The 18,159-nt window shown below is 35.0% G+C and carries 24 protein-coding genes, 1 pseudogene and 1 riboswitch; of the genes and pseudogenes, 6 read left to right on the top strand and 19 right to left on the bottom strand.

Features of this window, described 5'->3' with window-relative positions:
- Nucleotides 1-103: 103 nt before the first annotated feature.
- Nucleotides 104-195, bottom strand: a riboswitch (glycine riboswitch).
- A 118-nt stretch (nt 196-313) separates the two neighbouring features.
- From MKX96_RS09015 to comGA, 8 genes are read right to left on the bottom strand one after another with little or no spacing between them, the layout of a single operon-like run.
- Nucleotides 314-826, bottom strand: a complete 513-nt coding sequence (locus MKX96_RS09015; protein WP_169358119.1) for a shikimate kinase — start codon at nt 824-826, stop codon at nt 314-316.
- A gap of 14 nt (nt 827-840) precedes the next feature.
- A complete protein-coding gene (locus MKX96_RS09010) occupies nt 841-1,047 on the bottom strand; it encodes a hypothetical protein (protein ID WP_169358118.1) in 207 nt (68 codons plus the stop codon).
- Nucleotides 1,028-1,396 carry a ComGF family competence protein gene (locus MKX96_RS09005; RefSeq protein ID WP_298472918.1) on the bottom strand — a complete coding sequence of 123 codons (369 nt, stop codon included), beginning with the start codon at nt 1,394-1,396 and terminating at the stop codon, nt 1,028-1,030. The genes MKX96_RS09010 and MKX96_RS09005 overlap by 20 nt, the downstream gene beginning before the upstream one ends.
- Nucleotides 1,397-1,452: 56 nt before the next feature.
- Nucleotides 1,453-1,764 (bottom strand): hypothetical protein, encoded by a 312-nt coding sequence (locus MKX96_RS09000; RefSeq protein WP_340883256.1) that lies wholly within the window; start codon nt 1,762-1,764, stop codon nt 1,453-1,455.
- Nucleotides 1,754-2,191, bottom strand: a complete 438-nt coding sequence (gene comGD / locus MKX96_RS08995) for a competence type IV pilus minor pilin ComGD (RefSeq protein ID WP_340883255.1) — start codon at nt 2,189-2,191, stop codon at nt 1,754-1,756. The genes MKX96_RS09000 and comGD overlap by 11 nt, the downstream gene beginning before the upstream one ends.
- Nucleotides 2,178-2,507, bottom strand: coding sequence for a competence type IV pilus major pilin ComGC (gene comGC / locus MKX96_RS08990; protein ID WP_169358114.1), 330 nt, complete (start codon nt 2,505-2,507; stop codon nt 2,178-2,180). Before comGC ends, comGD begins: the two co-directional genes overlap by 14 nt.
- 13 nt (nt 2,508-2,520) lie before the next feature.
- Entirely contained in the window at nt 2,521-3,582 is a 1,062-nt protein-coding gene (gene comGB, locus MKX96_RS08985; RefSeq protein ID WP_340883254.1) for a competence type IV pilus assembly protein ComGB, read from the bottom strand.
- On the bottom strand, nt 3,563-4,579 hold the full coding sequence (gene comGA, locus MKX96_RS08980; RefSeq protein ID WP_340883253.1) for a competence type IV pilus ATPase ComGA: 1,017 nt from the start codon (nt 4,577-4,579) through the stop codon (nt 3,563-3,565). Before comGA ends, comGB begins: the two co-directional genes overlap by 20 nt.
- Nucleotides 4,580-4,752: 173 nt before the next feature.
- Here comGA and MKX96_RS08975 point away from each other — a divergent pair, with 173 nt between their 5' ends.
- Both MKX96_RS08975 and MKX96_RS08970 read left to right on the top strand, forming a co-directional pair.
- A complete protein-coding gene (locus tag MKX96_RS08975; RefSeq protein ID WP_340883252.1) occupies nt 4,753-5,433 on the top strand; it encodes a helix-turn-helix transcriptional regulator in 681 nt (226 codons plus the stop codon).
- A gap of 141 nt (nt 5,434-5,574) precedes the next feature.
- Nucleotides 5,575-5,814, top strand: coding sequence for a DUF2626 family protein (locus MKX96_RS08970; RefSeq protein WP_169358110.1), 240 nt, complete (start codon nt 5,575-5,577; stop codon nt 5,812-5,814).
- Between the two features lie 55 nt (nt 5,815-5,869).
- On the opposite strand, the gene MKX96_RS08965 is transcribed toward MKX96_RS08970, so the two are convergent.
- Nucleotides 5,870-6,508: an MBL fold metallo-hydrolase gene (locus MKX96_RS08965; RefSeq protein ID WP_340883251.1), complete on the bottom strand. Its 639-nt coding sequence runs from the start codon at nt 6,506-6,508 to the stop codon at nt 5,870-5,872.
- 152 nt (nt 6,509-6,660) lie between these two features.
- Between MKX96_RS08965 and MKX96_RS08960 the strand changes: the two genes are divergently transcribed.
- Nucleotides 6,661-6,840: a DUF2759 domain-containing protein gene (locus tag MKX96_RS08960; RefSeq protein ID WP_169358108.1), complete on the top strand. Its 180-nt coding sequence runs from the start codon at nt 6,661-6,663 to the stop codon at nt 6,838-6,840.
- 45 nt (nt 6,841-6,885) lie between these two features.
- On the opposite strand, the gene MKX96_RS08955 is transcribed toward MKX96_RS08960, so the two are convergent.
- The 5 genes from MKX96_RS08955 to rpmG form a co-directional block, all read right to left on the bottom strand.
- Nucleotides 6,886-7,995, bottom strand: coding sequence for a YqgU-like beta propeller domain-containing protein (locus tag MKX96_RS08955; protein WP_340883250.1), 1,110 nt, complete (start codon nt 7,993-7,995; stop codon nt 6,886-6,888).
- Between the two features lie 324 nt (nt 7,996-8,319).
- A complete protein-coding gene (locus MKX96_RS08950) occupies nt 8,320-10,221 on the bottom strand; it encodes an LTA synthase family protein (protein ID WP_340883249.1) in 1,902 nt (633 codons plus the stop codon).
- Nucleotides 10,222-10,439: 218 nt separating this feature from the next.
- Nucleotides 10,440-10,640 carry a YqgQ family protein gene (locus MKX96_RS08945; protein WP_340883248.1) on the bottom strand — a complete coding sequence of 67 codons (201 nt, stop codon included), beginning with the start codon at nt 10,638-10,640 and terminating at the stop codon, nt 10,440-10,442.
- Nucleotides 10,637-11,227 carry a 5-formyltetrahydrofolate cyclo-ligase gene (locus tag MKX96_RS08940; protein ID WP_340883247.1) on the bottom strand — a complete coding sequence of 197 codons (591 nt, stop codon included), beginning with the start codon at nt 11,225-11,227 and terminating at the stop codon, nt 10,637-10,639. Before MKX96_RS08940 ends, MKX96_RS08945 begins: the two co-directional genes overlap by 4 nt.
- A gap of 69 nt (nt 11,228-11,296) precedes the next feature.
- The gene (gene rpmG, locus MKX96_RS08935) at nt 11,297-11,446 is read right to left on the bottom strand and encodes a 50S ribosomal protein L33 (RefSeq protein ID WP_053588882.1); all 150 of its coding nucleotides are present in this window, start codon (nt 11,444-11,446) and stop codon (nt 11,297-11,299) included.
- A 177-nt stretch (nt 11,447-11,623) separates the two neighbouring features.
- On the opposite strand from rpmG, the gene MKX96_RS08930 reads away from it, so the two are divergent.
- The gene (locus MKX96_RS08930; RefSeq protein WP_340883246.1) at nt 11,624-11,980 is read left to right on the top strand and encodes a hypothetical protein; all 357 of its coding nucleotides are present in this window, start codon (nt 11,624-11,626) and stop codon (nt 11,978-11,980) included.
- Nucleotides 11,977-12,444 (top strand): hypothetical protein, encoded by a 468-nt coding sequence (locus MKX96_RS08925; protein ID WP_340883245.1) that lies wholly within the window; start codon nt 11,977-11,979, stop codon nt 12,442-12,444. Before MKX96_RS08930 ends, MKX96_RS08925 begins: the two co-directional genes overlap by 4 nt.
- 109 nt (nt 12,445-12,553) lie before the next feature.
- Here the strand turns inward: MKX96_RS08925 and phoU are convergent, their stop codons facing one another.
- The 5 genes from phoU to MKX96_RS08900 all read right to left on the bottom strand — a co-directional run bounded on the left by phoU (nt 12,554) and on the right by MKX96_RS08900 (nt 16,916).
- Nucleotides 12,554-13,213, bottom strand: a complete 660-nt coding sequence (phoU, locus tag MKX96_RS08920; protein WP_340883244.1) for a phosphate signaling complex protein PhoU — start codon at nt 13,211-13,213, stop codon at nt 12,554-12,556.
- Nucleotides 13,214-13,231: 18 nt separating this feature from the next.
- Nucleotides 13,232-14,032 (bottom strand): phosphate ABC transporter ATP-binding protein PstB, encoded by an 801-nt coding sequence (gene pstB, locus MKX96_RS08915; RefSeq protein ID WP_340883243.1) that lies wholly within the window; start codon nt 14,030-14,032, stop codon nt 13,232-13,234.
- Between the two features lie 12 nt (nt 14,033-14,044).
- A complete protein-coding gene (gene pstA, locus MKX96_RS08910; protein WP_340883242.1) occupies nt 14,045-14,923 on the bottom strand; it encodes a phosphate ABC transporter permease PstA in 879 nt (292 codons plus the stop codon).
- Nucleotides 14,924-15,865 (bottom strand): phosphate ABC transporter permease subunit PstC, encoded by a 942-nt coding sequence (gene pstC / locus MKX96_RS08905; protein WP_340883241.1) that lies wholly within the window; start codon nt 15,863-15,865, stop codon nt 14,924-14,926.
- Nucleotides 15,866-15,941: 76 nt separating this feature from the next.
- Complete coding sequence (locus tag MKX96_RS08900; protein ID WP_340883240.1) at nt 15,942-16,916, bottom strand: PstS family phosphate ABC transporter substrate-binding protein; 975 nt, start codon at nt 16,914-16,916, stop codon at nt 15,942-15,944.
- Between the two features lie 156 nt (nt 16,917-17,072).
- Here MKX96_RS08900 and MKX96_RS08895 point away from each other — a divergent pair.
- Nucleotides 17,073-18,082 (top strand): annotated as a pseudogene (locus MKX96_RS08895) (IS1595 family transposase).
- The last annotated feature ends 77 nt before the right edge of the window (nt 18,083-18,159 follow it).

Here is an 18,159-nt window from a genome sequence, read left to right as displayed (position 1 = left end):
AACTTAACAAGGGTTCTCTGTCCTGGCACCTGAAAGTTTACCATAAGATGGCTTTCCCCTTTGGTGGCTTTCCACTTAACTTTGAAAGCACTCTCCAGAGTTGCGTCCTATACGAGTCCATTTGCCTGAGAGATTCATAAATAATTACTTGCTCCTTCGGCGACGCAGTGATGCGTTCTCTCCCCGTATAATCATCCGCTAAATATAGAAATATCACTAGCTTTGTCTATATCCTAACATTGAACATAAGAGAGCGCAATCATTTTTACAAAAACTATCTAAAGACGAACGAACATTTAACTAAAATGATAAATCATTCGCCTTTGAGTCGATTTACTTGAAATCCTGCGTATTCTGTTATTTGTCGAATATGCCTGTTTTCGGTTCTAATAGTAATATGAGCAGCCTTTTTGTAGCTTCTTCTGCGCGTATTATAAAGTTGCTGTAATTCTTCCTTCGTACTCCTTTGAACGATTGGCCTATTTTTATCCGTTTTTATACGCATCCAAATATCTTCGAATGTTGCGTCTAAAAATAAAACTAGTCCATTATTTCTCATAATTTTAATATTCCGTTCAAGTGTGGCTACACCACCACCCGTAGAAATAATACAAGATTCATTTCGAAAGGTTTGCAAAAACTCCGTCTCTAATTTCCTAAAATATGCCTCACCGTGCTGCTCAAATATTTCAGGTATCGACATTTTCTGTTTTTTGACAATTTCTTTATCCATATCATAGTAAGGCATTTTTAAATGGTAGCTCAGCCTTCTTCCGACAGCGCTCTTACCGCTCCCCATAAAGCCTACTAAATAGATCTTGTACATTTTTCATCAACTCACTACATACCAGGATTATTTTCTTGATCAATAAAAATACTCATTTTATTGATAGTATCACTAATATGACGGATTTCCAACAAATCATACGTTCGATATTTAGATTGGTATGCGGCAGTAATGGTGAGAATGGAAAAACAGACAATGGAAAGTAGGATGGTGGAAGCTAGTAGCAAAGCACCTTTTTGCTCATTTAGAATACGTAACATACATGGTGTGCTCCTTCTGTTGACCATTAAAAAAAGTGACGAAGAATGTAATATTTTGTCCTTCCATACTAACTTTAAGCGCTTGTACATTTAAGAGGAGAGGCTCGTTACCCAATCTATTCTTTTGTTTTCGAATCACGTTTGATGCGTATTCTACATCAAACTCTTCCCCTTCTTTTATAAAGCGGATTCCTGGCTGGCTTTTTTGGACCATGATACTATCTACATTATTTAAGTAAGCTTCCACGTATTGTATGAATAAACCCCATTCCACTTCTTGTGGATCCGTCACCTTTTTTTCTGTCGTATATAACGACCACATTATTAGTACCAGTATTTGAGCAAAGATAATAAATACCGATAGTTGTAAAATACCATCGATAAAAGTATAACCATTTTGCTTTTTTAATTTACCGATGAGATTTCTATACAGTTAATCACCTCTCCTCTCACACCTTGATATTCAACACAAACCTGTTGTTCATCTATTTGAAAGTTAAATGTTACACTTTCTATAGTAAGAGAACCGTTTTTTATATCTTCTGTTACGAACATTTTAGCTGCTTCATTCATGACGATCGCCGAGTGGTATTTCCTCTTTTTGTCTTCAAGCTTTACATTCATATTTGTAAGTAAAGGTAGAAGTATTGTAGCGATCATAAAAGTTATAAATAAAGTTAATATGGTTTCTGCCCATGAAAATCCCTTATTGTTCATACACTAATTTACCAGTACCTATATGCACAGTAACTAGTTTCGTTTCTTTTGAAGTCAAGAAAGCAAAGCTCCCAAAATTTCTAAGCATACCACTCGGCAGAAAAATAAGTTCCTTTAATTTACTGTCCTCCGATAAACTAATATGTGAAGGCAGCCTATTTTCAAATAAAGTTATATTGGAGTTTGTCGTGGAATAGCTTGTTCCTTTGTTTCCAAATTTTAAAACGATATATTGCTCCTGACTTAACGCCAGAGCTTGCGCTCGTTGCACATCTAACTGAAATTGGCGAAAAAATCTTTTTTCCTCTAGCTCGATTACTTTATTAGATGTTCCATAAATAACCGCAGAGCTAATTACCATAACAATCATTAGAATTAACGTAGTCTCGATCAAAGTAAAACCAACTTGTTTTTTAATTTCCTCCATTAGCTACTTCCTTAATAATCACTTTTCCATTTTCAATATCAATTTCATCCCCGTTAGGGCAGCTTTTATTATTTGCTCCCAAATATTCATCTACAGTTAAATCTGAGAGTAAAGGAGTTTTATTATTATCTATTTTATAGGCTTGCACTTGTCCTTCGACCATTTTAATGTAGGCTGCACAGCCCTTCTTATCAATATTTGCTGAATGCTTTGTGACATTTGGAATCGAGATTAATATTAGTACAGATATAATTAGCAGTACAATCATCATTTCAATTAAAGTAAAACCTCTATTAGATTTTAATAAGTTTTTCATTTGATTAGCTCCTTTAAATTATATTAATCATTTCATATACTGGTAGTAAGATTGCCAAATAAGCACCCACTATAAAAACTGCAAGTATTAAGAACATCAAGGGTTGAATAATACTTAAGTATCGGGATAGCTTTTCCTCCACTCGCTTGTTTATAAAGTCACTATAAAGTGTAAGTTCTTTGCCTAGGTAGCCATTATTTTCTCCATGGACAATAAATTGATGAAAGTCATCAGTAAAACAATCCACTAGTATGACACCTTCTGAAAACGAGGAGCCATAAATTACTTTTTCGTTCATCTGAAATACAATGTACTGCAGTATTTTATTTTCTTTTTGGTTGATTAAAGCAGTAAAGGATTCTTGAAGAGACATACCACTCTCTAGTAGTACCCCTATCTCCCTAGAGAATATTCTGGTGACCAGTAAACGAAACCAACTATTCAAAATGGGAGTTCGTTTAAAGAATATAATTTTAATCTCCATACTTTTCTTTCTAAGCAGGAGCCATAGAAATAGACAGAGTAATATCATAGAGAAGAGAGAGACTACAAAGGTGTTAGGAAGGTTAAGTAGGGTATTGGTTAATGAAAGGGAACTGTCAGATTGGGCGGAGTTTTTAGAAAGCAAGGTTTCCATATTAGGAATAAAGTAAATTCGAAAAACAGAAAACAACAAAAATATTATGACAAACAAAAATAAGGGATATAACAAAAGGTTCTTCAAACGTTTTCTTGCTTGCTCATTGAAAGCTGAGTTTACTGCTAAAACTTCTGTTGTCTCCACTAAATGTCCATGCTGGGAAGCCAAATAAATGGGAAGAAGCAAACGATTGGGGAAACCTAGCACCCTAAATACTTCTATTACGCCAAGTCCTCTTTTTTGTATGTCCGTCACTTTCGTTTGTACCACATGTATGTTCTTCACATGAAATGGTAACAACATAGTAATCGCTTCATGAAATGTATATCCCTCATTGAGCAATTCACTTAACCTTTTCAAAAAAGAGGCATGCATAGAAGCGTGGATGGTTTCATCCTTCTTACGGAGATGATCTTTAATTGATTTTAATAACACCTTCCCTGATCCCCCTTTCTATTTGATAGGAAAGAGTTAAGGGAACTGGAACCTTGAAAGTATTTCCTTCACTTATCGAGAGTAATGCACCCTCTAAAACATCATCTGCAATAATTTCATATATGGCAGATAGTTCTGGACTTTTTGTTTTCACTACACTTACCAATCTTTGAGTGACAACACCGGTTACCGTTTGTTTTAATTCATCAATACTAATACCAAGATCCATCAGCCTATATAAAGCGCCTAATCCGTCCTTGGCATGAATCGTGGATACTACTAAGTGTCCTGTTAAGGAAGCCTGTATTGCCGCTTTAGCCGTATCCTCATCTCTAATCTCTCCAATCATAATAACGTCTGGCGAGTGCCTTAAAATGGCTTTTAGCCCTTTGGCATACGTAACTCCTGAGCGCTCATTCACTTGAATTTGAAGTAGATACGACTGACTATTTTCAACAGGGTCCTCTAAAGAGATGACATGCCGGTTCATATTTTCTGCACAGTATTTTGTCAATGAATACATAGATGTAGACTTACCTGAGCCAGTTGGTCCAACAAAAAGAATCATCCCTTGCCGTTGGTTAGCCAGCTCTACAATTTTGTCTGATGCTCCTCTAAATAAGGAAAGTGAGTGGATAATTTTTGCATTGTCATGCTGTTGAAGTCGAATGACTAAGCTCTCCTTTCCATACACAGATGGTAAGGTAGAAACTCGAAACGAAAATTTTTGTGAGTTAAACATATGTTGGAAGGAACCGCTTTGTGGTTTTCGTTTTTCGCTGATATCAAGAGAGGATAAAAACTTGAAGTATGATATGATTCTGATCCCAAGATTCGATGGAAGCTGACCTGCCTCGAACATTTGGGATGTCTTCTTGAAATAATAGATATAATTTTCTTCATTGGGAATCATGTGAAAATCAGAAGCTCCAAATTGATGTGCCTTCTTTAATAGTTGGAAGCATCTTTGTTCCACTACATTTTCTTCTTGTTGCATTTCGTTGTCCTTTCCCCAGTCACAAGCTTGGCCGCACGAAGCTTATAAAACATAGTATACTTCCTATTTCTAAATAAATAAAGTGATTTTTCACAATTTTTATTTATTAGATAATATCATTTGTCATTCTTAAATTCTCCCTTATAATAAAATTAATGGAAGGTGGGATATACTTGTCCGATACATTAAAACTAACAGGTACCCTGGCAGATGAGACTAGATACTCAATCTATCAATATATTATAAAAGAAAATAAGGAAGTAAATGTACAGCAAATTGCCCAACATTTTGGTATTCATCCAAATGTGGCTAGACTACATCTTACAAAACTAAACGAAGCGAAGCTGCTGACTTCGAAATTCGTTAAAAACGAAAAAGGTGGCCGGCCAGCAAGAGTTTATGTTGTTGCTGAAGATCCAATACATTTAAGTTTTCCTAAACAGGAAAATCATTTACTGCTTGAATGGCTATTGGAATTAGTGGATACAATGGGTGAAGAAGCACTTGAAAAAGCTAAGGATATCGCTTATCAAAATGGACAAAAAGTGGTTAATCATACACTAATGGATAGCATGTCCTTTGAAGAGAAACTGGATATTTTAAAGGAAACTGCCCACTCTATAGGTTATATCCCTACTATCATGGAAAAGAACAATAAAAAAGTGATCACTTTTTCTATATTTAATTGTCCTTATAAAGATTTTTTAAATAAATACCCACAATTTATATGTTTATTACATGAATCCTTTCTAAAAGGGCAGTTTGACAAGTTATTCCCAGAGAATTCATTCATCCAGTTAGAGAGTAAGCAAAATCACTGTATTAATTGCGTATATCACGTCGAAGTTCTATAATGAGTTGAAGATGTATCTTAATTGTGACAAACTTATGTTATTCATATGTAGATATTTAATAATCAGTTTACATGTAAGAACACTTTCATTTATAATGAATAGGAGAATTATTTGTATTCTTTGCAAAAGGAGGGACTACAATTGGGCAATATGTATAAAGTAATGGCATTCTGGACAGGGATTTTTGCAGTTATGTTTTATTTAGGTGATATGACAGAAGCGTCTTTACTATTTTTAGCAAATACGGGGTTATTCCTTCTTTTAGGGTTCTTAAACCTATCTGAGCGTATGTATATGTACATCTTCGGGGCTTACTTAATGTTCTTCTTCGCTGGTTTTACATACTACACTACATTCATACATGTACCAGGTGGACATTAATAAAGTCCAAAGCAGCTTCCACATATAATGGAGGCTGCTTTTTATTTGGTCTTTATTAAAACCCATTCAAAAATGGATTGCTGTCCATTTCTGCTTGAACAGTTGATGCTGGGCCATGCCCAGGATATATTACAGTTTCTACAGGAAGTGTTAATAGCTTTGTGTGTATTGACTTTAACAGCTGCTTCTCGTTACCACCAGGTAGATCTGTACGACCTATACTGTTTTGGAATAACGTATCTCCAACAATTGCAAAGCCATCTGATTCAAAGTAATAGGTTATGCTACCTGGTGAATGTCCTGGTGTGTGAGAGATAGTAAATTCAAAATCTCCAATACTCATCTTTTCTTCATGATTTAACATTACGTCGGCTTCTTTAGCAATAATATTTGGAATTTCTGCATATTTGGCAGAACCATTCTTCTCCGCATTAGTTAACCATGATTTTTCTGTGGGATGTATATAGACTGGAATATGATATGCATCTCTTACGTCATCTACAGCCCCAATATGATCAAAGTGAGCATGAGTCAGCAGTATGGCAATTGGTTTTAAATGTAGCCTGTTTAGCTCCTTAATTAACTGCTCTCCGTTGCCTCCTGGATCAAAAATTAGGCATTCTTTTTTAGTATTGGAAATGACGTAGCAATTCGTTTGTATAAAACCCAATGGATATGTACGTATATTTAACATAATTTCACCTCTTCTCTATATTAAACGATTTGTTTACTTTTGTTCAATCTTTCGCCACTTTTATTACTCGACAAAAGAACAGATAACAATTACAATAGAAGAGGAATATGCAATCGCGACATTTATTTTATATGTCGGAAGGAGTGTCTTTCATGAACTTATTAATAGTTATTTTTGGTCTTGTTACAGTGCTAGCTATTATAGGCACTTACCAAGCAATCAAAGAAAAAAATTTACTAAGTGTTTTATTTAACTTTGGTACATTTGCAGTTTTTGGTTTCTTTACAGTTATGACAGTAATCAACCAAGGTTTTCCACCAAGCTTACACTAAAACATACAGAAAAAGCTGTTATACAAAATTGTATAACAGCTTTTTCTATTCCAATATATTTAACCATTTAGCTTCTTTTAAGGTATTTAAGTTAATCCATTGTTCTTTCTCATATCCACCAAGACAAATCATACCGTTTGGCGAGCAGTCAATAGGTCGTTCTATTATTTCCCCATATTGTTTTTCCCCTTCTAGGGAGTACATACCTATTATACTTTTTTCATTTGTTTCATCCTTATTTCCCTTTTCTTTCGCTTGGAAGGCAATAAAGCTATTTGGAGAGATTATTGATATGGTAGGTATAACCCACTCAGAGTAATTACTTACGGCTGGAGATACCCAATCAAAGCTCTTACCATTGCTTTTGTTCACTAAGTGATACTTAAATTGCATGTTTTCTTCATCTATTTGAATATAGACTAGAGAATCTCCTAAGTTTTGGACATCAATAATATTACTCCACTCAGTAGCCTTAATGGAATGATCAGCTATAGAATACTGTTTTAGATAACTTCCATCTAAACTAGTTTCACTCCAATCGAATACCATTAAATTCTCGCTGTCCAACCACTTTACAAATGGATTCTCTACATCAATCGCTTCCATTTCTTGCGTATGTCCATTGTAAACAAGGCTGTTATAACTCCAATCTTCATAAAAAGCAGTGAAAACAATTAAGTTTGGATCTGTTGGATGCCAATCCATGTACAGTTCAGCAGATTCGAAATACAAGCTTTGCTCCACTACCCCGTTCATATGTATTAATTGCACTTCAGCTGAGGAGGAATTGTTAGAAGTATGTAAAACTATCATTTCTTTACTCGGATGAATCATTCCTTGAATCACTGGTGTTTTTGTTCTATAAATCTCTTTCCATTCTTCTTTTGTGACCGAGTAAGATTTTAAAATCCACTCTCCTTTGTCGACCAATATAAGTAAGATTTCTTCATCAGATAACCAGCCAATAACACTATGAAATTTGTTGCGTTCTAAATGAATGGATGGGATATTAACTTTTAGATTTGTGATATCATTTTCATCTGCAGATGTGTGCTGCTCGGAGATATCGTCAGGGGGAACTTCTGGTGACTTCTCTGTTTCTGTGCAGGCCTGTAAAAACATTATACAAAAAATAAATAATAAAGCTTTTTTCAACATTCTCCCCCCTTCATCCTATACACATTAGACGATTCAAACTAAATTTTGTTTCAAAAAAAAGTAAATATCTTATATTTTATTCTCTAACTTTTTCCCTTGAGCTAATACAATAAAATAACAATCGTTATTTTATAGGATAACATAAAAAGTCACACCACTTTACATTATCTAGATAATTTTTAGCTTAAAATTTTAAAAAGGATATATTAAAATCAAGACTTTTCTGACTGCTTAAGATTTAAATAAAAGATGCTAGTAAATTTTACTAAGTTTGGTTTTCAACTAAAAAAGCACAGACTTTTAGTCTGTGCTTCTAAGAAATTATTCAGCTGAATCCTTCGTTTCATCAATTAAAAGATTACCTGTCTTCAAATCATAGAATCGTAGCAAATCTCCATTGATAATTTTATCGGAATAGCCTAGTGCTTGTGTTGCTCTATCAACATATGGTTGACAGCTTTCCATCTCGACCTCAAGACCTGTTCCATTCTCATAACATGTGTTTGCAGTGTATAAATAATCCTCTGTAACAAAACCACCATTACGGAAAATAACAAATTCCTCATGATCCTCAGAGAAAATATCTGCACCTAATTGCATATCCTTATTCGTCTCTAAGCCTAATAAGTGTAAAATTGTTGGACGCAAGTCAATTTGACCGGAGATATCCGTTACTTCTTTTCCGGCATCACTATTTGGAATATGAACGAACATAGGAACGCTTTGTAACTTAGCAGACTCATAAGGCGTGATTTCTTTTCCTAAATACTTAGACATTGCAGCATTATGATTTTCAGAAATACCATAGTGGTCCCCATACATCACAATAATAGAATTATCATATAATCCTTTTTCTTTTAATTCATCAAAGAACACTTTTAATGATTCATCCATGTAACGAACTGATTGGAAGTATCTATTTAATGTTCCAGAATTAGAATCGTATTCAGGTATTAACATATCTTCTTCATCCAATGTAAATGGATGGTGATTCGTCAAGGTGATTAAACGAGAATAAAAAGGCTCAGGCATTTCTGTCATTAAATCTACAGATTGCTCTAGGAATGGTATATCCTTTAGTCCCCAGTTTACTGAGTTTTCATCATTTACATCATAACTCATTACATCATAAAACTTTTGAATATTAAGCGACTGGTACATCATATCTCGGTTCCAAAAGCTTTTCTTGTTAGAGTGCATGACGTTCGTAAAATAACCTTCATCATTTAAACGTTCAGCCATTGAGTGGTATGTGTTTTCTCCGTGTGTAAAGAATACAGCACCGCCACCTAAAGGATAAAGAGAATTTTCTACAAGAAACTCGGAATCAGACGTTTTCCCTAATCCTGTTTGATGATAGAAATTTGAAAAATAGAATGTGTCTTTATCGTTCGTTAAACTGTTTAAGAATGGTGTTACTTCATGCCCGTTCATTTCGTTATTTAAAACAAACGATTGTAAAGATTCCATAGAAACAACAATTAGGTTTCTGTCTTTAGCTAAGCCAAACATTTCCTCATTAGGATCCGCTTGATTTGAGCGTACATAGTTATTTACTTCGACTAACTCACTTCCATCTGCAAGTGCACGTTGAGCATGGGACTTGGATTGAATATAAATGTCGTATAAATGGTAATTGTATGAGCCAAGATTTTTAACAAGCATTTCTCTGTCAAAACTTCTTGTTAGAAGCTGAGGTCTTTCAATTTCAGAAAGTCCTAAGTTTAAAAATAATATAGCAGCAGAAAGCACAAAATATGCTCTTCTTGTTGCTGGTTTAATACTCGTACCTTTTTCTCTAGTTTTTAACCATTTCATCGCGATTAAAATAATCGCAATGTCGGTGAAATAGAAAATATCAGTAAGGAAGATACTTGCTGCTGCAGAAGAACCTAAATCTCCAAAATTACTTGTTTGAAACAAGACTGGAATGGTTATAAAATCCGTGAAAAAGCGATAAAATACAGCATTTGCATAAAGTACTATGGAAAGTATCACACTAGTAATTACTATATGTCTATTTCTAGCCTTATTGGTTTTATAAAATAAAGAAATTCCATAGATCAGGAGCAAAAAGCTCAATGGGTTAATAAATAAAATAAATTGTTGCATTATATTCTCGATTTTCATATCAAAGCTCGTGTGGTACACAATATACGTTTTTATCCAAGTTGCCACAATTGCAATTACAAGAATAGAATGTTTTGGCCAGTTATTTTTCAATGCCTACATCCTCCTTATTTACTCGTTATGTGAGTAAAGTAACAGTGTATATATTAATCCTTTCTTGACAATAAATCAATATCAATGAAATGGGATATTAATATAAAATTTTACAATCCCTTTTTTATATACCCTTTATTAGACGTTCTCAAACCTGAAAAGTTTCATTTATTTTGTAATATAGCTTTTTAGTCTTACACAAGTTTACTATTTCCTAGTTATAAAGTTTTAATAACTCTACTTTTTTCTTGTCTAAGTATTAATATTGCCTGTTGAAAATCTTGAGGTTGAATCATCTGCATAGCATATAATTCTTTTATTTCTTCTTCCATTATTTCAAGATCTGCCACACGATCCTTCGTGTATACATAAATCCCAAAACGTTTTAATAGCTGCATCACATCATATACAGACTTCAATTACTATCATCCTTTTTTCGATATTCATAACATGGTATGGTTGCACTCTCAGTTATTATGCGGTCAACCGGTAGATCGAACTGTTCTCGTACTACTTCATCATTAACCTGCATATCAAAAGCCAAGGACATTGTTAAGCCAAGGTAAGTAGATAAGAATCGATCATAATATCCACCACCGTACCCGATTCGATAACCTGACTTATTATACACAATACCAGGGACTATTAACAACTCAATTGCATCCGAACTAATAGCCGTCGTCACATTTGGATTTGGCTCCCTTAGATTCATGTAGACCGTTTCAAGCTGATCGTAGCTTTCTATATGATAAAAAGTCATCGTTCGACTTTTGGGAGAACATTTTGGTACAACTACTGTCTTCCCCATATCCCAAAGGGCCTTAATAATTCCCTCTGTATCCACCTCAGGATAAGAAGATATAGTTAGGCCAATCGTTTGGAAATTTAAAGTTAAAATTTCTTGTAAAAAGTTTGTTTTTATTTGCTCGGAATATAATATGTATGAATCATGATCTATTCTAGATAAATTCTCCTGCATATTTTTTCTTATTAATTGTTTGGACATAATTTTACCCCCAATATTAGATTAGCTAAAGAAAAAAACCAAAACCACTAAAGGTTTTGGTTTAGGTTATTATTTAGTTTCTCTATGAAGAGTCATTTTCTTTTCACGAGAGCAATATTTTTTAAGTTCAAGACGTTCTGGATTGTTACGCTTGTTTTTCTTAGAAATATAGTTGCGCTCTCCGCAATCTGTACAAGCTAATGTAATATTAACGCGCATGGTTGTCCCTCCCACTCTTTGCCAGGATTAAATATAAAACTTGAGCATGATTTATACGACTAACCAATTATAGCACACAATTGAAGAAAATCTACAATATTATAGAAGAATTTGTTTAAAGTTTTTTCGGATATGGTAGTATAGATAGAAGATATTTAAATTTTGAGGTGAAAAAAAGTGGACTTATCATTTATTATTATGGTTCTCGGGGTACTTTTAATCGCAATTTCTTTCTTTGTTAAGGACACTTCTAAAAAAGTAGAAGCAGAAGTAGAGGATCTTTCTTTTACCGTCTACCAGGAAACAAGTGCTCTTAAACGGAGAATGAAGGTTATTGAAGAAGAATTACTGATAGAACCTATCCATGCTGCCCCTAAAAAAAATCCAACTGTGGTAAAACCAATTGTACATGAAATAATAAGAAATCAGGTACTGGAATTACATAAGCAAGGATACTCCTTAAAGGAAATTAGCACTCGCTCCTCCCTTTCTGTAGAGGAAGTTAAATCAGTAATAGGTGGTTCCCAGGGATGAAAAAAACATCTATTCTTTTCTTAGGCATTGGCTTATTCCTTGCCGGCACCATGATTCAAATAGATCAACGCTTTTTCCAAGAAGATATAACTTCGACTGGGGTTGTTACGAACCAGGCATATGAGCAATCTCAAAAAGAGCTATCGAGTGTCAAAGAACAGCTTGCCCAACTCCAACTGAATTTGGAAAATGCACAAAAAGAGCAACCAAATGAACCAAATGAAGAAGAGAATAAACAACAAGCATCTTCTCCGACTGTTCAAGGCTTTACTTTATCCATCACTTCTGGCATGACCTCCTCTGATATTAGTTCTTTACTTGAGGAAGCTGGAGTTATTCAAAACCAAATGGATTTACACAATTATATAGTAGATCAAAATTTGGCAGGACGAATCCAAATAGGGAATTATGAAGTGGACTCTTCCATGACTATCAAACAAATTACTGAGTTAATCACTAACTAAACATGAGAGTATATACACCTAGAAAAGCTCCTTCAATTTTACCATTCGGTAAGATTGAAGGAGCTTTTTCACTTCATAAAATATAAGTCTCTGCTAGATTACGTATGCTTTAATTGTTTAACTCGTAATGTCTTCCTTTTAGTAAATATAAAAGGCGTTCCGCCATGTTAGTGGCATGATCAGCAGACCGTTCGAGATATCGACAGACAAAGGATAGTTGTGTTACCTGACTCAATTGAGAGGGATCACTTACCCCTACCCCTAATAGAGTTTTAATCGTGTAGCCATACATTTCATCGACCTCATCGTCCAGTTTAGCGATTGCTTTAGCTTCTTCCATATCTTCTTTAATAAACGCTGTTAACGTTTGTTTTAACATAGCAATTGTTTTTACTCGCATTTCATCTAATAAGTAAATGGGTGCAATATGTTCGTCCTTACCTATACGAATAGTTTCTTTTGCGATATTTACCGCATAATCCCCTATACGTTCCATATCTGCAGCAATCTTCACTAACACCATTAACCGTCTTAAATCCGTTGCTACAGGCTGTTGTTTTGCAATTAGTAAAATAACCCGATCATTAATTTCCTCTTCCATTCGGTTAATATGAACATCATTATTAATAATGGTTAATGCACCTTCAATATCATTTGCCAATAAATAATCCATTGCATGGTCAATCGTTTGTATGGAGGTATTACTCATTTCAACCAATAACTGCTGTACTTGTTTAAGCTCTTCATTAAATTTTTCTCTTCCTACCATAATGTTTTTCCCCTTTCGTTATCCAAAGCGGCCCGAAATATAATCCTCTGTGCGTATATCCTCCGGAGTTGAAAAAATAACATTTGTTTGATCAAATTCAATTATTTCGCCATTTAAGAAAAATGCAGTTTTATCTGAAATCCTTGCTGCCTGCTGCATATTGTGTGTAACAATTATAATGGAATAATCCTTCTTTAACTCGGCCATTAATTCCTCTACTTTTAAAGTAGAAATTGGATCAAGCGCTGAAGTCGGTTCATCCATCAGAATTACGTCAGGTTCAATTGCCAGACAACGTGCTATACAAATCCTTTGCTGTTGCCCACCAGAAAGGCTATAGGCATTTGCATTTAAACGATCTTTTACCTCATCCCAAATAGCTGCTCCGCGTAGGCTATTCTCCACAATTTCATCTAGTATTTTCTTATTACTAATCCCATGTATCCTAGGACCATACGCTATATTGTCATATATCGATTTTGGAAAAGGGTTTGGTTTCTGAAACACCATACCTACCTTTGTTCTTAGTTCCTCTACGGTGTAGTCTGCTTTAAAAATACTTCTATTACGATAAGTTATTTCTCCGGAAATTTTTACTGATGAGACTAATTCTACCATTCTGTTTAAAGTTTTGATATATGTAGATTTACCACAGCCTGATGGACCAATGATTGCGGTGACTTCGTTTTCATTTATTTGCAAATTTATATTTTTTAAAGCATGGTGTGCACCGTACCATAAATTTAAATCCTTTGTATCGTATACGATGTTAGTTGATGTGGAATCTTGGGCAGTTCTTTTCTGTTTAGCATAGACCATTGATGGGTCCTCCTAGTATCGTTTTTGGAATTTGTTACGGATTAAAACCGCTATTGCATTCATAAACAACAAGAAAATCATCAAAATTAAAATTCCCGCAGCTGCAACATATTGAAAATCCACTTGTGGTCTTTTTGCCCAATCGTAAATTTGCATAGGAAGAGCTGTAAATTGGCTTAACGGTCCATCGGGGAGAAAATGTATAATAACTGGTACACCTATAACAACTAACGGAGCAGTTTCTCCGACAGCTCGAGATAATGCTAAAATTGCGCCAGTCAACACTCCGGGAATAGCTGAAGGAAGCACGATTTTAATAATCGTTTGCCATTTGGTTGCTCCCATTCCATAAGAAGCTTCCCGAACCTCTGATGGAACAGAGCGTATAGCTTCTTGAGATGCCACAATAATTACCGGTAAGATTAACAAGCTCATAGTAAAGCCTGCTGCTAGTACACTATTCCCTAATGCCAATGCACGCACAAAAATAGTTAATCCTAATAATCCAAAAACTACTGAGGGAACTCCTGCTAGATTAGATATATTCATCCTTATAAAATCATTCCATCTATTTTTCTTTGCATATTCCTCTAAATATATTGCTGTTCCAACTCCTAATATTAAGGAAACTGGAGCGACAACTCCCATTAACCAAATAGATCCCACCAATGCAGCTTTAATACCTGCTTTTTCTGGAAATCTGGACCCATAGTTTTGAAAAAATTCAGGTGTAATGTAATCTGCACCTTGCGAGATAATTCGGTAGAATAAAATACCCAAAGCTAATAAAGCAAATAAAGTAGTTAATAAAAAAATAAATTTAAATACCATATTTATCGTCAGCCTACTAGTCATCCTTTTCACAACCGTCTCATGTTCTACGTATCTCATTTAATATTCCTCCCGAAATCTTTTCGATATAACATGAGCAAGATAGTTCATGAACAACGTAAATAAGAATAATGTAAAACCTACTGCATAGATCGAATAGTAGATGGTGGTTCCATAACCGACATCACCAGAAGACACTTGAACAATGTAGGCCGTCATTGTTTGAATTGATTCTGTAAGATCCCAGTCAAACTTTGGTGTTGAGCCCCCAGCCAAAGAAACGATCATTGTTTCGCCGATTGCTCTAGACATGGCAAGCACAATAGAAGCGATAACTCCCGAAACTGCTGCAGGCAAGACGATCTTTATAGCTACTTCTAATTTCGTTGAGCCAATTGCTATTGCACCTTCTCTAATGGAGTTTGGTACGGATGACATGGCATCCTCCGACAATGAAACAATCATTGGTAAAATCATTATGCCAACGACGATTCCTGGACTCAAGGCATTAAATATTTTTAAATCAGGTATGATCTGCTGCAATAGAGGGGTAACAAAGGTTAATGCAAAAAAACCGTACACAATAGTAGGAATGCCCGCTAATACTTCTAAAATAGGCTTAATAATTCTTCTTGTTTTATCACTTGCATATTCACTTAAATAAATTGCTGAACAAATACCAAATGGGACTGCAACAATCCCAGCTATAAAAGCCACCTTCAATGTTCCTACTATTAATGGCAGAATCCCAAACAGCTGCTCTGTATTTGCAAATGGATACCATTCAGTTCCAAATAAGAATTCTGTAAACGAAATACGTGAAAAGAAAATAATTGTTTCCACTACTAACGTTATTATTATTCCAAAAGTGGTAAGGACAGAGACTGATGCAATAAGCATGAGGATATATGGAATAATCTTTTCAAATTTTTTAGAGTTACCTGCGCGAGATTTTACGATTAGTTCTTGAATGGAAATGCTCTCGGTTAGTCTTTTTACCACAGTAAATCCCCCTTTTTCCAACGAAAGAAATGAGCAGCAGCAAGCTACTCATAAATCTTCCCCATATAAATCTCTATTACTTAAGTGCCTCTAAGTCTGCAAGCCCTTTATTATAGTTTTCTTCAGGTAAACTCACATATCCAACCGCTTCTGCCATATCACCGGCATGTTCAATGGTAAATTTCATGAAATCATAGAAAGCTGGATTTTCTTTAATGGCACGATTGTTAGCGTAAACGAATAAGGGACGTGACAACGGCGAATAATCTCCAGATTCGATTGTTTCGTTTGTAGGTTCAACACCATTTACTTTAACTACCTTTAAAGTCTCTTGGTTAGCTAGATAGTATGCATACCCAAAGAAACCAATCGCATTTTTGTCACCTTGTACTCCCTGCACAAGAACATTGTCATCTTCGGATAACGTTGCACTTTTAACCAAATCCGCTTCATCTAATATTACTTCATCAAAGTAGTCATAAGTTCCAGAATCCGTGCCTGGGGAGTAGTATACAATCTCTTCCTCTGGCCACTCTGGGTTAATATCTGACCATTTTTTCTTTGTCCCATCTTCTATCCACATCTTTTGTAATTCTTCTATAGTTAAAGAATCTACCCAATCATTTTCTTTATTTACTACTAGTGATAATCCGTCGTAAGCAATTTGAAATTCTGAGAAGTCAATATTTGCTTCTGCCAGCTTTTGCTTTTCTTCTTCTTTAATAGGACGTGACGCATTAGAAAAATCAGTATCTCCAGCTATAAACTTTTCAAAGCCTCCACCTGTTCCTGACACTCCTACTGTAACCTGGACTTCAGACTGTTCAGCTGCATACTCCTCTACCACTGCTTCTAAGATAGGCGCCACCGTGCTTGAGCCATCTCCAGAAACTTTCCCTTCCAAGACACCTTCTGCTTGGGGTTCATCCGCTTCTGATGAGCTAATATCGGATTCTGTCTCTGCTCCTTCTGTAGAATCTGATCCGCAGGCTCCCAGAACAAATGTCAATCCTGCCATAGTTGTTAATAAAAAGTATTTCCAGCTTTTCATCAGGTATTTCCCCCTAAAGTATATTTTCTGTCTTACAAGACTTACTTTAAAGTTTGTATATTGAGTGGGTATAAAGGAGATGTAAATAGTTTGTAAATTCAAATATTATAATTTTTACATTTCCTGACTTTAAAGATTACAAAAAGGGCAATTCAAATGACTTTAACGAACATAATAGCTAATATTTCTTCTTTAAATGATAAAGACAAAGAATACACTTCAGATTATCTAACTCGCCATTTTTCGCCGTCTACCTCACAACAAGGAGCTTTAATCGGTAAATTGTGAGAGAGAAAGATTTCAAATGGATTTCATTGTCGGCATTGTGGAAGTACATCCGTGGTTCGTTACGGGAAGCGAGACGGTCGGCAACGTTATAATTGAAAAGACTGTCATAAATTAAGCAGTGATTTGACTAACTCCCCTATGTATCGTTCGAAAAAGGCAGATAAATGGATCCCATTTATTGAGTGTATGTTGAATGGTCTATCACTTCGGGAAACCGCTAAAAATATTGGCAGTACTCAAGTAACTGCATTTTACTGGAGGCATAAAGTGCTCTCTGCACTCGCAAAAGAAAGTATCGGTATATTTGAAGGACTAGTAGAAGTAGATAAAACATACTTCTTAGAAAGCCATAAAGGACGAAGAGTTATTCCGAATCGCAAACCAAGAAAACGTGGCGGTCCTGCTTCCAAAAGAGGTATTTCCAAGGAACAAGTCTGTGTATTCGTAACAAAACAACTCTCTCAAAACGTGTGGGTTCAGGTAGAATTCTAATGGAACAAATTGATAACACTCTTACATCGCATTTTAAGAATGATACGGTGCTTATTTCCTATGCTCACAATTCTTACAAACCTTACACATCTACTAACGATATGGAGCACATCATCATAAACGGAAGTAAGAAAGAATATGTAAAGAAAGGCATCTACCACCTCAATAATATTAATAATTACCATTACAGTTTAAAGAAATGGATAAGTCGGTTTAATGGTTTTTCTACGAGGTATTTACAACTTTATTTAGTGTGATTCCAATTCCTCGACAACAGGAAAATGGAAAGCGATTTAAGCAAGAAAAAGCAAATGCTTATCTTGGCAAGTGTTCATGGAACATGGGAAACCGCAGATAAGTTAAGGTTGAGAGACTATGCATTCTAAAAAAATGTGCACATAAAAATAAGCTTGGAAATGTATCTCCAAGCTCACTGTATCCCACTTTCGATTTTTCACTACAG

The organism is Psychrobacillus sp. FSL W7-1493 (genome assembly GCF_038004905.1).
Taxonomy (GTDB): Bacteria; Bacillota; Bacilli; order Bacillales_A; family Planococcaceae; genus Psychrobacillus.
This window is presented reverse-complemented; position numbering and strand designations above follow the sequence as displayed.

What these genes read in the sequence shown, in the direction of transcription:
- MKX96_RS09015 (WP_169358119.1), bottom strand. Translation starts at nt 826, where the DNA reads ATGTACAAGATCTATTTAGTAGGCTTTATGGGGAGCGGTAAGAGCGCT.
- MKX96_RS09010 (WP_169358118.1), bottom strand. Translation starts at nt 1,047, where the DNA reads ATGTTACGTATTCTAAATGAGCAAAAAGGTGCTTTGCTACTAGCTTCC.
- MKX96_RS09000 (WP_340883256.1), bottom strand. Translation starts at nt 1,764, where the DNA reads ATGAACAATAAGGGATTTTCATGGGCAGAAACCATATTAACTTTATTT.
- comGD (WP_340883255.1), bottom strand. Translation starts at nt 2,191, where the DNA reads ATGGAGGAAATTAAAAAACAAGTTGGTTTTACTTTGATCGAGACTACG.
- comGC (WP_169358114.1), bottom strand. Translation starts at nt 2,507, where the DNA reads ATGAAAAACTTATTAAAATCTAATAGAGGTTTTACTTTAATTGAAATG.
- comGA (WP_340883253.1), bottom strand. Translation starts at nt 4,579, where the DNA reads ATGCAACAAGAAGAAAATGTAGTGGAACAAAGATGCTTCCAACTATTA.
- MKX96_RS08965 (WP_340883251.1), bottom strand. Translation starts at nt 6,508, where the DNA reads ATGTTAAATATACGTACATATCCATTGGGTTTTATACAAACGAATTGC.
- MKX96_RS08960 (WP_169358108.1), top strand. Translation starts at nt 6,661, where the DNA reads ATGAACTTATTAATAGTTATTTTTGGTCTTGTTACAGTGCTAGCTATT.
- MKX96_RS08940 (WP_340883247.1), bottom strand. Translation starts at nt 11,227, where the DNA reads ATGTCCAAACAATTAATAAGAAAAAATATGCAGGAGAATTTATCTAGA.
- rpmG (WP_053588882.1), bottom strand. Translation starts at nt 11,446, where the DNA reads ATGCGCGTTAATATTACATTAGCTTGTACAGATTGCGGAGAGCGCAAC.
- MKX96_RS08925 (WP_340883245.1), top strand. Translation starts at nt 11,977, where the DNA reads ATGAAAAAAACATCTATTCTTTTCTTAGGCATTGGCTTATTCCTTGCC.
- phoU (WP_340883244.1), bottom strand. Translation starts at nt 13,213, where the DNA reads ATGGTAGGAAGAGAAAAATTTAATGAAGAGCTTAAACAAGTACAGCAG.
- pstB (WP_340883243.1), bottom strand. Translation starts at nt 14,032, where the DNA reads ATGGTCTATGCTAAACAGAAAAGAACTGCCCAAGATTCCACATCAACT.
- pstA (WP_340883242.1), bottom strand. Translation starts at nt 14,923, where the DNA reads ATGAGATACGTAGAACATGAGACGGTTGTGAAAAGGATGACTAGTAGG.
- MKX96_RS08900 (WP_340883240.1), bottom strand. Translation starts at nt 16,916, where the DNA reads ATGAAAAGCTGGAAATACTTTTTATTAACAACTATGGCAGGATTGACA.